This is a genomic window from Nostoc sp. CALU 1950 (genome assembly GCF_051172895.1).
Lineage (GTDB): Bacteria > Cyanobacteriota > Cyanobacteriia > Cyanobacteriales > Nostocaceae > Nostoc > Nostoc edaphicum_A.
Genome location: NZ_JBDNJQ010000001.1, coordinates 101,922 through 116,463, shown reverse-complemented (window position 1 = coordinate 116,463; position 14,542 = coordinate 101,922). Strand labels below are relative to the sequence as shown.

The following is a 14,542-nucleotide window of genomic DNA, read 5'->3' as shown; positions in this document are numbered from 1 at the left end:
GGAGGTCAAATGACAATAAGTCCTCCGGAGCGAGAGGAAAAAAAGGCAAGAGTAATCGTCGATAATGACCCAGTTCCAACCTCATTTGAGGCATGGGCAAAACCTGGACATTTTGACAGATCCTTAGCCAGAGGTCCCAAAACCACCACATGGATTTGGAACCTGCACGCACTCGCCCATGATTTTGATACACATACAAGCGATTTAGAAGATATATCCCGCAAGATATTCTCAGCCCACTTCGGCCACTTAGCCGTAGTGATGGTTTGGTTGAGCGGGATGATTTTCCACGGCGCGAAGTTTTCTAACTACGAAGCTTGGTTAAGCGACCCGTTAAACGTTAAACCAAGTGCCCAAGTTGTTTGGCCCATTGTCGGGCAAGACATTTTAAACGGTGATGTTGGCGGTGGTTTCCACGGTATTCAAATCACCTCCGGTTTGTTCCAAGTATGGCGTGGTTGGGGGATTACAAACTCCTTCCAACTGTATGTAACAGCGATCGGTGGCTTGGTATTAGCAGGCTTGTTCCTATTTGCCGGCTGGTTCCACTACCACAAACGCGCTCCCAAACTGGAATGGTTCCAGAATGTGGAGTCGATGCTGAATCACCACTTGCAAGTACTGCTAGGTTGTGGTTCCTTGGGATGGGCAGGTCACTTAATCCACGTGTCCAATCCGACCAACAAGCTTTTGGATGCAGGTGTTGCTCTCAAAGACATCCCCTTGCCCCACGAGTTCATCTTGAACAAAGACTTGTTGACCGAGTTGTATCCCAGCTTTGCTGCTGGTTTAGCACCTTTCTTCACCTTGAACTGGGGTCAGTATGCTGACTTCCTGACCTTCAAGGGCGGTCTAAACCCAGTAACAGGCGGCTTGTGGATGACTGACATTGCTCATCACCACTTAGCGATCGCAGTTCTCTTTATCGTTGCTGGTCATCAATACCGTACCAACTGGGGTATTGGTCACAGCATTAAAGAGATCCTAGAAAACCACAAAGGTCCTTTCACCGGTGAAGGTCACAAAGGTCTCTACGAAAACCTGACCACATCTTGGCATGCTCAGTTGGCTACTAACTTAGCCTTCTTGGGTTCGCTGACCATCATCATCGCGCATCACATGTACGCGATGCCCCCCTATCCATATTTGGCAACTGATTACGCTACGCAGTTGTGCATATTCACTCACCATATTTGGATCGGTGGTTTCTTGATTGTTGGTGGAGCAGCTCACGCTGCGATCTTCATGGTGCGGGATTACGATCCAGTTGTGAATCAAAACAACTTGCTGGATCGGGTGATTCGTCACCGTGACGCGATTATTTCTCACCTGAACTGGGTGTGTATTTTCCTTGGCTTCCATAGCTTTGGACTTTACATCCACAACGACACAATGCGTGCATTGGGTCGTCCTCAAGACTTGTTCTCTGATACAGGGATTCAATTGCAGCCAGTATTTGCCCAGTGGATACAAAATATCCACGCCTTGGCTCCTGGTACAACTGCACCCAATGCCCTAGAACCAGTTAGCTATGTCTTTGGCGGCGGTGTCTTGGCTGTTGGCGGTAAAGTGGCAGCTGCACCCATTGTTTTGGGCACAGCGGACTTCCTAATTCACCACATTCACGCTTTCACCATTCACGTCACCGTCCTAATTCTGCTCAAAGGTGTGCTGTACGCCCGTAGCTCTCGTCTGATTCCAGACAAAGCAAACTTGGGCTTCCGCTTCCCTTGCGACGGCCCCGGTCGTGGCGGTACCTGTCAAGTCTCCGGTTGGGATCACGTATTCCTCGGACTTTTCTGGATGTACAACTCCCTGTCTATTGTAATTTTCCACTTCAGTTGGAAGATGCAATCAGATGTTTGGGGAACCGTAGATGCAGATGGGACTGTAACTCACATCACTGGTGGTAACTTCGCCCAAAGCGCCATTACCATTAACGGTTGGTTACGAGACTTCTTGTGGGCACAAGCTACACAAGTCATCAATTCCTATGGCAGCGCGCTATCTGCCTATGGTCTACTCTTCTTAGGCGCTCACTTTGTCTGGGCATTCAGCTTGATGTTCCTGTTCAGTGGTCGCGGCTACTGGCAAGAACTGATTGAGTCCATTGTTTGGGCGCATAACAAACTGAAGGTAGCACCAGCAATTCAGCCTCGCGCTCTGAGCATTATTCAGGGTCGGGCTGTAGGGGTAGCTCACTACCTCTTGGGAGGAATTGCCACAACTTGGGCATTCTTCCATGCACACATCCTTTCAGTAGGGTAGCAATCAGTTGTGGAGTGCTGAGTGCTGAGTGCTGAGTGCTGAGAAAATACTCAAAACTTGGTACTCAGGACTCAAAACTCAGGACTCTAAACGCTGGTATTTGATGGCTAAAGGTCAGAGGATTTATTAAACCTATGGCGACAAAATTTCCGAAATTTAGCCAGGATCTCGCACAGGACCCGACGACTCGTCGGATATGGTATGCGATCGCTACAGGCAACGATTTTGAAACCCATGATGGCATGACGGAAGAAAATCTTTACCAAAAGATTTTCGCAACTCACTTCGGTCACTTGGCAATCATCTTCCTGTGGGCATCCAGCCTCCTGTTCCACGTGGCCTGGCAAGGTAACTTTGAACAGTGGATTAAAGATCCCCTTCACATCCGTCCCATCGCCCATGCGATTTGGGACCCCCACTTTGGTAAACCAGCAATCGAAGCTTTTACCCAAGCGGGCGCTAGCAATCCGGTAAACATTACCTACTCTGGTCTCTACCATTGGTGGTATACCATCGGTATGCGGAATAACGGCGAACTGTACAACGGTTCAGTGTTCTTGCTATTATTCGCTGCTGTATTACTGTTTGCTGGTTGGCTGCACTTGCAACCCAAGTACCGTCCTAGCTTGGCATGGTTTAAGAGCGCGGAACATCGCCTAAACCACCACTTAGCAGGTTTGTTTGGTGTTAGTTCATTGGCATGGGCAGGTCACTTAATTCACGTTGCTGTCCCCGAAGCTCGCGGTCAGCACGTAGGTTGGGATAACTTCCTGAATACCCCACCCCACCCAGCCGGTTTGACACCATTCTTTACAGGCAACTGGGGTGTTTACTCTCAAAACCCTGACACTCCTGGACATATCTTCGGGACATCGCAAGGTGCAGGAACTGCAATTCTGAGTTTCTTGGGTGGTTTCCATCCCCAGACAGAAGCTTTGTGGTTGACTGACATAGCTCATCACCACCTAGCGATCGCAGTTTTATTTATCGTTGCTGGTCACATGTACCGGACAAACTTTGGGATTGGTCATAGTCTCAAAGAAGCATTGAATGCCAAGAGTTTCTTTGGTATTCCTGTTGAAGGCCCGTTCAACCTACCTCACCAAGGTATCTACGACACCTACAACAACTCCTTGCACTTCCAATTGGGTTGGCACTTAGCAGCGCTAGGTGTTGTTACTTCCCTGGTAGCGCAGCACATGTACTCCATGCCTTCCTACGCATTTATTGCGAAGGACTACACAACTCAGGCAGCGTTGTACACGCATCACCAGTATATTGCTGGATTCCTGATGCTTGGTGCTTTTGCTCACGGAGCAATCTTCTGGGTACGTGATTACGATCCAGAACAAAATAAAGGCAACGTACTTGACCGCGTGCTGAAGCACAAAGAAGCGATTATTTCCCACCTAAGCTGGGTATCCCTTTTCTTGGGCTTCCACACCCTTGGTTTGTACGTACACAACGACGTAGTAGTTGCTTTCGGTACTCCTGAAAAGCAAATCTTGATTGAGCCAGTATTTGCTCAATTCGTCCAAGCTGCAAACGGTAAAGTACTGTACGGTTTAGATACTTTGCTATCTAACCCAGATAGTATTGCTTACACAGCATGGCCTAACTACGCTAACGTTTGGTTGCCAGGTTGGTTAGATGCCATTAATGCTGGTACTAACTCCCTGTTCTTGACAATTGGCCCTGGCGACTTCTTGGTTCACCATGCGATCGCTTTAGGTCTGCACACCACCACCTTGATCTTGGTCAAAGGTGCTTTGGATGCCCGTGGTTCTAAGCTGATGCCCGATAAAAAGGACTTCGGCTATGCCTTCCCTTGCGACGGCCCCGGTCGTGGCGGTACTTGCGACATCTCAGCATGGGATTCCTTCTACCTCGCTACATTCTGGATGCTCAACACCATTGGTTGGTTGACCTTCTACTGGCATTGGAAACATCTAGGTATTTGGCAAGGCAACGTAGCTCAGTTCAATGAGAACTCTACATATCTCATGGGCTGGTTCCGCGATTACCTCTGGGCTAACTCTGCTCAGTTGATTAACGGTTACAACCCTTACGGCGTGAATAACCTGTCTGTCTGGGCTTGGATGTTCTTGTTTGGACACCTAGTTTGGGCTACTGGCTTCATGTTCTTAATCTCCTGGAGAGGTTACTGGCAAGAGTTGATTGAAACCCTTGTTTGGGCACACGAACGCACTCCTCTAGCTAACCTAGTTCGCTGGAAAGACAAGCCCGTTGCTCTGTCCATTGTTCAAGCTCGTGTCGTTGGTCTAGCTCACTTCACAGTTGGCTACATCGTAACTTACGCCGCATTCTTGATTGCTTCTACTGCTGGTAAGTTCGGTTAATTCGGCTGCTAGTTTTGTAGATAAGTAATAAAAATCCCCTACCGCAAGGTGGGGGATTTTTTTATTGAGCGGGCAAGATGCCCAGTTTATGAGAAAGAACTCATAAAAGATTGTCGGGTGCTGGCGTTCGCAATGATAGCTTTTATAGGAAACTAAAAATACAGCTAGCTTTTGAATAAACTTGTTGTAAAAAAACCATATCATTTACCCTAGGAGTTATCAAATGTCCCTTCCCGAAATTACTCAAAAGCTATTAGCCGCGAAACAAGAAAAAAAACTAAGCTTTGCCGATTTAGAAAAAATTCTCGGACGTGACGAAATATGGATTGCTGCTTTATTCTACCGTCAAGCTAGTGCTTCCGAGGAAGAAGCTAAGTTACTAGTTGAAGCATTGGGGTTAGATGGTAGTTATATTAAAGAATTGACTGAATATCCTGTAAAAGGATTAGGCCCAGTTGTACCAACTGATCCATTGATTTATCGTTTCTACGAGATTATGCAAGTTTATGGTTTCCCCATTAAGGAAGTAATTCAAGAAAAGTTTGGTGACGGGATTATGAGTGCCATTGACTTTACCTTAAATATAGAAAAAGAAGAAGACCCCAAAGGCGATCGCGTTAAAATCATTATGTCTGGTAAATTTTTACCATACAAAAAGTGGTAGTGTTTCAGTCTTACTTATTTCAGGAGTATATTCTCATCCACAGGGATACAAAGTTAATATACTCCGCTGCGTTAATTTGCGCTTTCCTCAGTGTCCCTACCCTACGGGAAAGCGTTCGCGTAGCGTCTCGTAGAGAAGCGCCTCTGCGTTAAAAAAATAACTGTTAAAATTAAATCCTTGAACAATACCAAAACAAGTTATAACTAGAAAAAATGAGATAATTTTATAAATCTTGCAAGAAGAACCAATAACGCCACCAAAAGAAATAATTTTTAATCCTTTTTATACCCAGCAGAACGGAGCAGCATATTTAGGTGATAGCCTTAAACTTATTAAATTTATTGATGATAATAGTATTAATTTAATTATCACATCACCTCCATTTGCACTCACCCGCAAAAAAGAATACGGTAACGAAACTGCTGAAAAATATATTGAATGGTTTCTACCTTTTGCTTATGAATTTAAAAGAATCCTGGCAGATAATGGTTCATTCGTATTAGATTTAGGCGGCGCTTACCTACCTGGTAATCCCGTGCGGAGTATCTACCAATACGAACTTTTAGTTAGATTATGCAAGGAAGTAGGTTTCTTTCTTGCTCAAGAATTTTACCACTATAATCCGGCTCGACTGCCAACTCCTGCTGAGTGGGTGACAATCAGGCGAATTCGCGTCAAAGATTCAGTCAATACAGTTTGGTGGTTGTCTAAAACACCGCATCCTAAAGCAGATAACAGAAAAGTTTTAAAGCCCTATAGCCAAAGTATGAAACAATTACTCAAAAATGGTTATAAGGCAAAAATACGTCCTAGCGGACATGATATTTCTGATAAATTCCAAAAGGATAACCAGGGTGCAATTCCGCCGAATTTGCTAGAAATTGCGAATACTGAATCTAATAGTGCTTATTTACGACGCTGCAAAACAGCAGAAATTAGACCCCATCCAGCACGTTTTCCTCAAGGGTTCGCCGAGTTCTTCATCAAATTCTTAACTGATGAAGGTGATATAGTATTAGATCCATTTGCAGGTTCTAATACAACCGGCTTTGTTGCTGAAACTCTGCAACGCCGATGGATTTCTTTTGAAATTAATGAGAATTATGTAATGGGAAGTCGTTATCGATTTAGCGAATAACCAAATTAAGTGAAGAGTCAGGAGCAAGAAGTTAAAATTTATAACTTATAACTCATAACTCATAATTACTCACTTAGATTTCTCCATTTACCTGCATTTGATGAACTTGATCCGCTAGCTCTTGACGACCTTGATCATCTAGTTTGTCAATAGCTAACATTCCCATGAGAATAACTTCTTTTAGGGTCAAACGTGTCGAATGTGCCTGTTTTTGCACAATCTCTTTAATAATGGGACTGACACCAATCGCTGTACTAGCTCTAGCCACGTAATAAAAGGAAAACACTAATGATTCAGCCTAAATCTTAGCACTTTCAATGAGGTTATTCTCTAGAGGTAAAACTTAATTTAAATGTGTTTCAACCCATACTTCAATGAGTAAACATAAATTTTTAAATTACGTATATAGGACTAGTATTTTATTCTTGAAATACACGTATATTATGTATTGCCGAGAGTACGGTACTACAAGCTTGAAATGGTGCGTTACCCTCTGCTAAAACATCCTACAAGACAACTGAGATTTTTTAAGAAATCAAATATGATTCCTATAGTGAGTTCTAAACTTCTCAGTATGGTAAACTTGATGCTTGCTCACTCAGGACACATCATCGTATGATATCAGTATTATAAACAGTTAAACTTTTGCCTATTCCTCCAGAATTTCCACTAAATTTTCAATCGTCACATCAAAGGTGCGAGCTAATTTGTGGATAGCAGTAAAGTCAACTGTTGTCATTGCCGGACGACGCGCATAACTTCTAACTGTGCTGTAAATTACCCCAGAACGGTCAGAAACTTCCTTGAGTGTCCATCCTTTCTCTTTTGCTAGTTCTCGAATCTTTAATCTGACTAATCCCATATTTGATAACTGATGCATTTGCACCGCTCAATTTAATATGAGAAATAAAAAAGGGTAGACGTGTGCTTCTGCAAAAAAGCAAGCTACATGGAGCGTATCGTAGAGAAACCGCTTGTGGTCAGACATCGCCTCTCGGTCTAGCAAACTCTCGTGCGATCGCTACAATTTACTGAAAGCTAGAAACATGAAATCAAATGGTTATTTCCTATATTACCAATATCAAAAGCAAAAGCCTCTATCCTGAGATACTCAAAAATTACTCACTAATCGCCAAGTTTGCCAACACTTACAATATTTGTGACAACTGAGTTGTGGAAAGTGGTCGGTTGATGACAACAATGCTTTCAGTAGAAAGATTCTCACAAACAAGACTTCTATACCACCGAGAAAACCGTACTTTAAAGAGATCGTAAATTGTCAAACATAATCTCGTGAACACGCTTTACAGAACTATACAGTGTAAATAAGAATAATAACTTAACCGAAGTAAAATTTTCCTGAATACAGGCAACTAATGCTGTCATAGGGAAAAGCAGTGAGTAGAGGAGAGAGAAAACGATGAGGGACCCTTATCTGTTGGCAGCAGGCTTGTTAACAGGATTAGCAATACCAGCATCGGCTCTTCCACATCTGTCAATTGTCCTGCCCGAAAGTTCTAAATTCCTGTGGGATTTAAAACAGGGTTCGCAGGCAATAGTCAGTACAAAAATTATCCCCAGCGTTGATCTCTCCTTACCAGAACTCAGCGGCCAAGCGTTCCAACCCCTAAAAAGTTCGCAGCCAACAGTAGGTGAGAAAAACGTCCCTAGCGTACCAGAATTCAGCAGTCAGGGATTACCAGCCACAACAGAGTCATTAATAAACCCCAGCGCCCAAGCAACTAGCCTCTTATTGACATCTGGCAATCAGCTTTACTACCAAAGATTGGCGGCTCTGAAAACAGGTCAGATTTATACACGCGTAAATAGTGATAATTTGCAATCATTGTGGGAGTCGATCAAGAAACGTCAACTAACTTATGACGACTGGAAAAGTTTATTAGCTTTAGAAGCGAGAGCGATCGCTCAAGGTCAAGGTGCAAATCATCTCAGTATCTTAGTTGGTGATTCTTTAAGCATGTGGTTTCCTAGAGAAAAACTACCTGCTGGTAAATTGTGGCTAAATCAAGGCATATCTGGAGATACTTCCAGTGGCGTTTTAAAAAGATTGGGAGCATTTTCGGCAACACGGCCAAATGTAATTTACATTATGGCTGGGATTAACGACTTACGAAAAGGCGATAGCGATCAAGCAATTTTGCGTAATTATCGCCGGATTGTCCGTCGTTTACGGCAGACTCATCCCCAAACTCAAATCATTGTCCAATCAATTTTGCCGACTCGCCTACCAAAACTTTCCAATAGCCGCATTCGTCACATCAACATCCAACTAACCGTGATTGCCAAAGAAGAAGGTGCTAATTATCTAAATATTTATAGTTGGTTTACGGATATGGAAGGCAATTTGCGCCCAGAGTTGACTACAGATGGATTGCACCTGTCTCAAGAAGGATATGATGTGTGGCGAACAGCACTACAGCAGATAGAATACAAGCTCACTCAGCGTGAGTAATTGAGCGATCGCTTGACCGACATTTTGAGCGATGTCTACGACGGGCTGCGCCTACGCAATTTTTACATTTATGGAAGTTACTGACAGCGATACCATCAACATCCGTTCTGTAATTGAACACCAATTGGCAGCCTTTAAAAAGGATGATGCCCAAGGTGCTTTTGCCTTCGCTAGTCAAGCAATCCAGGCGCAATTCGGAAACCCAGAAAGTTTTATGCAGATGGTAAAGACAAGCTACCCAGCTGTATACCGTCCTCGTTCTGTTTTTTTTGAAAAGGTAACAACCATCCAGGAAAACATAACTCAACCAGTGCTGCTACTTTCTCCTGATGGAGTTCCCTTGAGGGCTTTATATTTTATGGAAAAACAGCCCGATAATATCTGGAGGATTAACGGTTGCTTTCTAGTTTCTCTAGAAGGCAAATAAATTAAAAATCTTATGCTTTAACGCCCAAGGCTTCCCGATTTAAAACCTGATTCAACTTACCGCTACGATAACCTTCCAAATCTAAGGTTACATAGATAAATCCAAAATCTTGGAATGCAGAAACTAATGTTTGTAAATCATTAGTCAACACAAACTCTTTAATTTGTTCTGGTGGTAATTCAATGCGTGCTGTATCCCCTTCCGATCGCACACGCAAATTCTGCCAACCTAGCTTTCGCAGATAAATTTCTCCTCTACCGACTCGTTGCAACTTAGCCACAGTAATCTCTTCACCGTAAGGAAACCGAGAACTGAGGCAAGGTTGAGCAGGTTTATCCCACCAAGGTAAACCAAGTTGTTGCGAAAGTTGGCGAACTTCAACTTTGCTGACACCCACTTCTGCTAAAGGCGATCGCGCCCCTCTTTCCTTAGCCGCCTGAATTCCTGGGCGATAATCATGCAAATCATCAGCATTTACCCCATCGACTACATAGGGATAACCCAACTCTAAAGCTAAAGGTTTGAGAGTGTCGTGCAATTCACTTTTGCAAAAATAACAGCGATTAACCGGGTTAGAGGTGTAATTGGGATTTTCCATCTCGTGAGTATGGACGATTTTATGAGGAATCCCAATAGTTGCAGCTTGAATTTTGGCGTCTTCCAACTCTTCTGGCAACAGCGAAGGAGAAACAGCAGTGACAGCCAAAGCGCGATCGCCCAACACATCATAAGCAATTTTGGCAACCAAAGTGCTATCAACGCCCCCAGAGTAGGCAATCAACGCCTGCTCCATTTCTCTAAATAAGGCTCTTAATTGCTCAAATTTTTCTGTAAGCATCATTTCCCAATCCTGCCAAAACCCTATAGCACCCAATAAACACTATTGTAGTCATGAATTATGGGGCATTGAGCATGGGGTATTGGGGCAGGGGGAAGTGTCAGAGGAGAGGAATTTTCCCCCTGCTCCCTGCTCCTCATTCCTCATCAACCGAGTTTGGTGCTTTACTGTACTTGGCCACCAGACTAGCTAAAAGTGGTAAATCAATTGGTTTAGAAATATAGTCATCTACTCCAGCAGCTAGACAAGTTTCGCGATCGCCTTTCATTGCCATTGCTGTTTGAACAATTACCGGAATCGTCCGATATTGTGGATGTTCTCGCAGTTGTTGCACCAAGTTAAGACCATTTCCATCTGCTAGATAAACATCCATTAAAATCACCACAGGCTCTAACTCAGTTAGAGTTTCCCACATCTCGGCAGCATTCTTAACCCAAGTCACTTGATATCCCAATTTACGTAGATAAATTTGCATCAAATCAGCGTTGGGTAAGTCATTTTCTACCAGCAAAATTTCTACAGAAGAACTAGGGGTGAAAGGCAGAGGAAATGAGGAAAATTTTGCTTCCCCTACTCCCTCATCTTTCCCTGCTTCCTCATCTCCTCCCACTCCCACCTCTTGCTTAAGGGGAAGTACGAGGGTAAAACGGGAGCCGCGATCTACTTCAGATTCAACTTTCACCGAACCACCATGAATTTGGGCAAGTTTCTGAGTCACTGCTAAACCCAAACCAGTACCTTCAACACCATCAGCTACGGCCTTGGCAATTTGGAAATAGGGTTGAAACAGTTGAATTTGGTCTTCTTGAGAAATGCCACTGCCAGTATCCCAAACTGTAAAATGCACACATACACCTTTGGAAGCAACCTGTAAACCAACACTTCCTTTACTAGTAAACTTTAGGGCGTTGAAGAGTAAATTCAACAGCATTTGCTTGAGTCGCAAGGGGTCAGCTACTAGGGTTGTGATATCAGGTTCAAGTTCTAAGCACAGTTTCAAACCCTTATTAGCGGCTTTCTCTTTCACCAGTGCCAAAACGTTGCTACACAGCACTGGCACATCTACTTTTTCCCACTGCACTTCCAGCTGATTTGCTTCAATTTTAGAGAGATCCAAAATATCATTAATCAGAGCTAACAGGTGCTTGCCGCTAGACTGAATGATATTTAAATACTCTTGCTGGCGTTCTTTTGTTGGTTCGTACCCTGGAGCTAAAAGCAGGTGGGTAAACCCAATAATGGAACTAAGTGGTGTGCGAATTTCGTGACTGGTATTTGCCAAAAACTGATTTTTGAGTTGATTGGTGCGCTCCAATTCTTGATTAGAATTACTTAACTGTTGATACCGTTGCTCCCAAGATAGGATGTGTCTAAGTTGTACCAAAGCTGTAGTACAGTACTTGGCAGACCTTGCCATCAATTGTGATCTGAGTTGAGCTTGTGATTTTATGAGCGACTCACGATCAGAGCTTAGGGGCGTTGCGGCGATAATTAGCCAACCCATGACGTTGCCAGAATCATCAGCCAACCGCCAAGCACTGGGTGGTTGTTGATTCTCAAGCTGTTGCAAATCTTCGAGTTTTATGACCTCTTGCAATCTCAACAGCAGCTTTTTTTCTGCTGTCAGCACTTCTAAAAATAAAGGTTGTGAGTTTGGGGATGGAGAACGAGAAATATAGCAAACTGTGGCAACAGTTTCTTGTGGTTGAAACAGAGCGATGCCTACGGCACAATCTGCAAGCACCAGATTACTGCTGTTAACAGCACTGTTAATTTCGTTAACCACAGTTTGGAGAATTTCCGCTTGTGCGGCTCCTGCCTGTGGGACAGTGTTACAAGCAGAAAGCAGGCAATCATTAAGGCGACTTTGCAACTTGTTCAAGCTGCTCTCCAGCCACAGCTGTGCGCGAAGTTGCTCAATTGTTCTCAAAAGTTTTGGCGTTACATCTATCTGTGAGTTCTGGTCTGATAAGCTTGAATACTGCTGCATGGTCAACTAGACCGCTGAACAAGTTTAGCTTCGCATAAAAATCCGAATAGGATTCTATGTATATTAGCCGACAATTCTTTTTTATTTATAAACCATAACTTATGTTGTTATAAACCATAGCTTATGATGTCGAGTTTAGCAGCTAGACCAAAAAAAATATTTTATGAGCCACTGACCTAAAATTTTTTAAAAGTAACTTAAGACTTATGGATACACAATTCGCCCAACTAATCGTTAATGGGATTGCGGTGGGGAGCATTATTGCTCTAGCCGCAGTCGGACTGACTCTTACCTATGGAATTTTACGGCTATCTAACTTTGCTCATGGTGACTTTCTCACTTTAGGAGCCTATCTGACTTGGCTGATAAACACTATTGGAGTTAATATTTGGCTGTCAATGATTTTGGCAGCGGCGGGAACAGTAGCAGCAATGCTGTTATCGGAAAAGTTGTTGTGGTCAAAGATGCGCTCTATTCGTGCTACTTCCACTACGCTGATTATTATTTCTATTGGACTTGCCTTATTTCTTCGCAATGGGATTATTTTTATCTGGGGTGGCAAGAACCAAAATTATAATTTACCTGTTACTCCGGCTTTAGATATTTTGGGTTTAAAAGTGCCGCAAAATCAATTATTGGTATTGGGGTTGGCGGTGCTAGCAATTTTGGCGCTGCATTACCTGCTGCAAAATACCAAAATTGGCAAGGCAATGCGAGCAGTTGCCGACGATCTGGATTTAGCTAGGGTTTCAGGTATCAATGTTGACCGAGTAATTTTCTGGACTTGGCTAATTGCGGGCACTCTTACGTCATTGGGCGGCAGTATGTATGGGTTAATTACAGCCGTGCGCCCGAATATGGGATGGTTTTTAATTTTACCATTATTTGCCTCAGTAATACTTGGTGGCATTGGCAATCCCTACGGTGCGATCGCAGCAGCTTTTATCATTGGCATCGTCCAGGAAATTAGCACTCCTTGGCTGGGTTCACAGTATAAACAAGGTGTTGCACTGTTGATCATGATTTTGGTGCTGCTCATTCGTCCCAAAGGTTTATTCAAAGGAACGATTTGAGCAGCACCATTCCACTTCTAATTATTCAATAATGTGGAAATAGTAGGCTGCTACCAGGAAATTGATAGCCAACAAGAACAGTGCCCAGCCTGTGCGATAAGCGTAGGGAGGTTTAGCTCCACTGTCGGCAACTGCGGAATTCTTAGCTTTAGCAGTCATAATGTGATTCTCCTAATGTCAGGACTTTTTAAGAAATACCAAACTGGCGTACCAAATACCCAAATTCTTTAAGAATATTTGTGTGAAGTTGGGAATTGGGGATTGGGATTAGGGGACTGGGGATGGTGGGGCCCCCTCTGGGGATAAGGGGTAATGGGGACTGGGTATTTATTGGGTATGTAGCATTGGTTCTTTCTTCCCCTGCCTCCCCTGCTCCTCCTGCTTCCTCATCCCCCCGCTCCCTCCTCTCCAGCATGATAGGAACTGCGAACCAGAGGCCCGGAACGAACATGATTGAATCCCATTTCCCATGCTAATATGCCAAGTTGCTCGAATTCCTCTGGATTCCAATATTTTTGGACTGGCAGATGTTCAAGAGTTGGACGCATATACTGCCCGATAGTCAAGCGATCGCACCCCACAGCCCTTAAATCGGCCATTGCTTCAACGACTTCATCAAGTGTTTCTCCGTGTCCTAGCATCAAACCTGATTTGGTGGGAATTGTCGGATCGATTTCTTTGACTATAGCCAGCACCAAGAGTGAGCGATCGTACTTGGCTCCCCGACGCACTGGCCCAGTTAACCGTCGTACTGTCTCAATATTGTGATTGAAACAAGCTGGTTTGGCTTTCACAATCATCGCTATCCGCTGGCGTTGACCTGATTCCCCAACACCAGCACCACCCCAAAAATCTGGAGTCAGCACCTCAATTTGAGTCTCTGGGTTCAACTGGCGGATAGTCGCGATCGTCTGCACAAAGTGCTCTGCACCCTGGTCAGGCAAGTCATCACGGGCTACAGAAGTCAGCACCACATAACGCAATCCTAAAAGCTGCACCGCCTGTGCGACTTTTTGGGGTTCCTCTAAATCAAGAGGCATTGGTGCATGACCTTTATCTACTTGACAGAAAGCACAAGAGCGTGTGCAAGTAGGCCCCATTAGTAAGAAAGTTGCAGTTTTTTGGGCATAGCACTCTCCCCGGTTGGGACAGCGTCCTTCTTCGCAAATCGTGTGAATCTGGCGCTGCTTAATAATGCGTTGTACGGTAGAGATTTCACTGGCTTTGCCAATAGGGCGACGTAACCAGCTAGGCATTGCCATAATTTCAGACTTGAGTTCGGCTTGTTGTGACGAAATCATAGACATTCAA

13 protein-coding genes are annotated in these 14,542 nt (G+C 44.0%); 7 read left to right on the top strand and 6 right to left on the bottom strand.

Features of this window, described 5'->3' with window-relative positions; translation table 11 throughout:
- The first annotated feature begins 9 nt into the window (after window positions 1-9).
- The 4 genes from psaA (at window position 10) to ABF638_RS00510 (ending at window position 6,430) form a co-directional block, all read left to right on the top strand.
- The gene (gene psaA / locus ABF638_RS00525) at window positions 10-2,268 is read left to right on the top strand and encodes a photosystem I core protein PsaA (protein WP_435019259.1); all 2,259 of its coding nucleotides are present in this window, start codon (window positions 10-12) and stop codon (window positions 2,266-2,268) included.
- 134 nt (window positions 2,269-2,402) lie between these two features.
- Complete coding sequence (psaB, locus tag ABF638_RS00520) at window positions 2,403-4,628, top strand: photosystem I core protein PsaB (protein ID WP_181931960.1); 2,226 nt, start codon at window positions 2,403-2,405, stop codon at window positions 4,626-4,628.
- A gap of 223 nt (window positions 4,629-4,851) precedes the next feature.
- Window positions 4,852-5,292 carry a cyanase gene (gene cynS / locus ABF638_RS00515; protein WP_435019257.1) on the top strand — a complete coding sequence of 147 codons (441 nt, stop codon included), beginning with the start codon at window positions 4,852-4,854 and terminating at the stop codon, window positions 5,290-5,292.
- A 232-nt stretch (window positions 5,293-5,524) separates the two neighbouring features.
- Window positions 5,525-6,430 carry a DNA-methyltransferase gene (locus ABF638_RS00510; RefSeq protein ID WP_435019255.1) on the top strand — a complete coding sequence of 302 codons (906 nt, stop codon included), beginning with the start codon at window positions 5,525-5,527 and terminating at the stop codon, window positions 6,428-6,430.
- Between the two features lie 73 nt (window positions 6,431-6,503).
- On the opposite strand, the gene ABF638_RS00505 is transcribed toward ABF638_RS00510, so the two are convergent.
- Both ABF638_RS00505 and ABF638_RS00500 read right to left on the bottom strand, forming a co-directional pair.
- On the bottom strand, window positions 6,504-6,698 hold the full coding sequence (locus ABF638_RS00505; RefSeq protein WP_073640193.1) for a hypothetical protein: 195 nt from the start codon (window positions 6,696-6,698) through the stop codon (window positions 6,504-6,506).
- Between the two features lie 381 nt (window positions 6,699-7,079).
- Window positions 7,080-7,292, bottom strand: a complete 213-nt coding sequence (locus tag ABF638_RS00500) for a helix-turn-helix domain-containing protein (protein WP_181932701.1) — start codon at window positions 7,290-7,292, stop codon at window positions 7,080-7,082.
- A gap of 558 nt (window positions 7,293-7,850) precedes the next feature.
- On the opposite strand from ABF638_RS00500, the gene ABF638_RS00495 reads away from it, so the two are divergent.
- Both ABF638_RS00495 and ABF638_RS00490 read left to right on the top strand, forming a co-directional pair.
- On the top strand, window positions 7,851-8,903 hold the full coding sequence (locus ABF638_RS00495; RefSeq protein ID WP_435019253.1) for an SGNH/GDSL hydrolase family protein: 1,053 nt from the start codon (window positions 7,851-7,853) through the stop codon (window positions 8,901-8,903).
- Window positions 8,904-8,973: 70 nt separating this feature from the next.
- Window positions 8,974-9,330, top strand: a complete 357-nt coding sequence (locus tag ABF638_RS00490) for a DUF4864 domain-containing protein (RefSeq protein ID WP_435019335.1) — start codon at window positions 8,974-8,976, stop codon at window positions 9,328-9,330.
- A gap of 10 nt (window positions 9,331-9,340) precedes the next feature.
- Here ABF638_RS00490 and larE read toward each other — a convergent pair whose 3' ends face one another.
- Both larE and hrmK read right to left on the bottom strand, forming a co-directional pair.
- Window positions 9,341-10,168, bottom strand: a complete 828-nt coding sequence (gene larE, locus ABF638_RS00485; protein WP_435019333.1) for an ATP-dependent sacrificial sulfur transferase LarE — start codon at window positions 10,166-10,168, stop codon at window positions 9,341-9,343.
- 136 nt (window positions 10,169-10,304) lie between these two features.
- Window positions 10,305-12,158, bottom strand: a complete 1,854-nt coding sequence (gene hrmK / locus ABF638_RS00480; protein WP_435019251.1) for a hybrid histidine kinase/response regulator HrmK — start codon at window positions 12,156-12,158, stop codon at window positions 10,305-10,307.
- A 206-nt stretch (window positions 12,159-12,364) separates the two neighbouring features.
- Here hrmK and ABF638_RS00475 point away from each other — a divergent pair, with 206 nt between their 5' ends.
- Window positions 12,365-13,231: a branched-chain amino acid ABC transporter permease gene (locus tag ABF638_RS00475; RefSeq protein ID WP_069070067.1), complete on the top strand. Its 867-nt coding sequence runs from the start codon at window positions 12,365-12,367 to the stop codon at window positions 13,229-13,231.
- A 21-nt stretch (window positions 13,232-13,252) separates the two neighbouring features.
- On the opposite strand, the gene ABF638_RS00470 is transcribed toward ABF638_RS00475, so the two are convergent.
- Both ABF638_RS00470 and lipA read right to left on the bottom strand, forming a co-directional pair.
- Window positions 13,253-13,390, bottom strand: a complete 138-nt coding sequence (locus ABF638_RS00470; protein WP_181931953.1) for a photosystem I protein PsaX — start codon at window positions 13,388-13,390, stop codon at window positions 13,253-13,255.
- 227 nt (window positions 13,391-13,617) lie between these two features.
- Window positions 13,618-14,532: a lipoyl synthase gene (gene lipA / locus ABF638_RS00465; protein WP_435019331.1), complete on the bottom strand. Its 915-nt coding sequence runs from the start codon at window positions 14,530-14,532 to the stop codon at window positions 13,618-13,620.
- Window positions 14,533-14,542 lie beyond the last annotated feature (10 nt).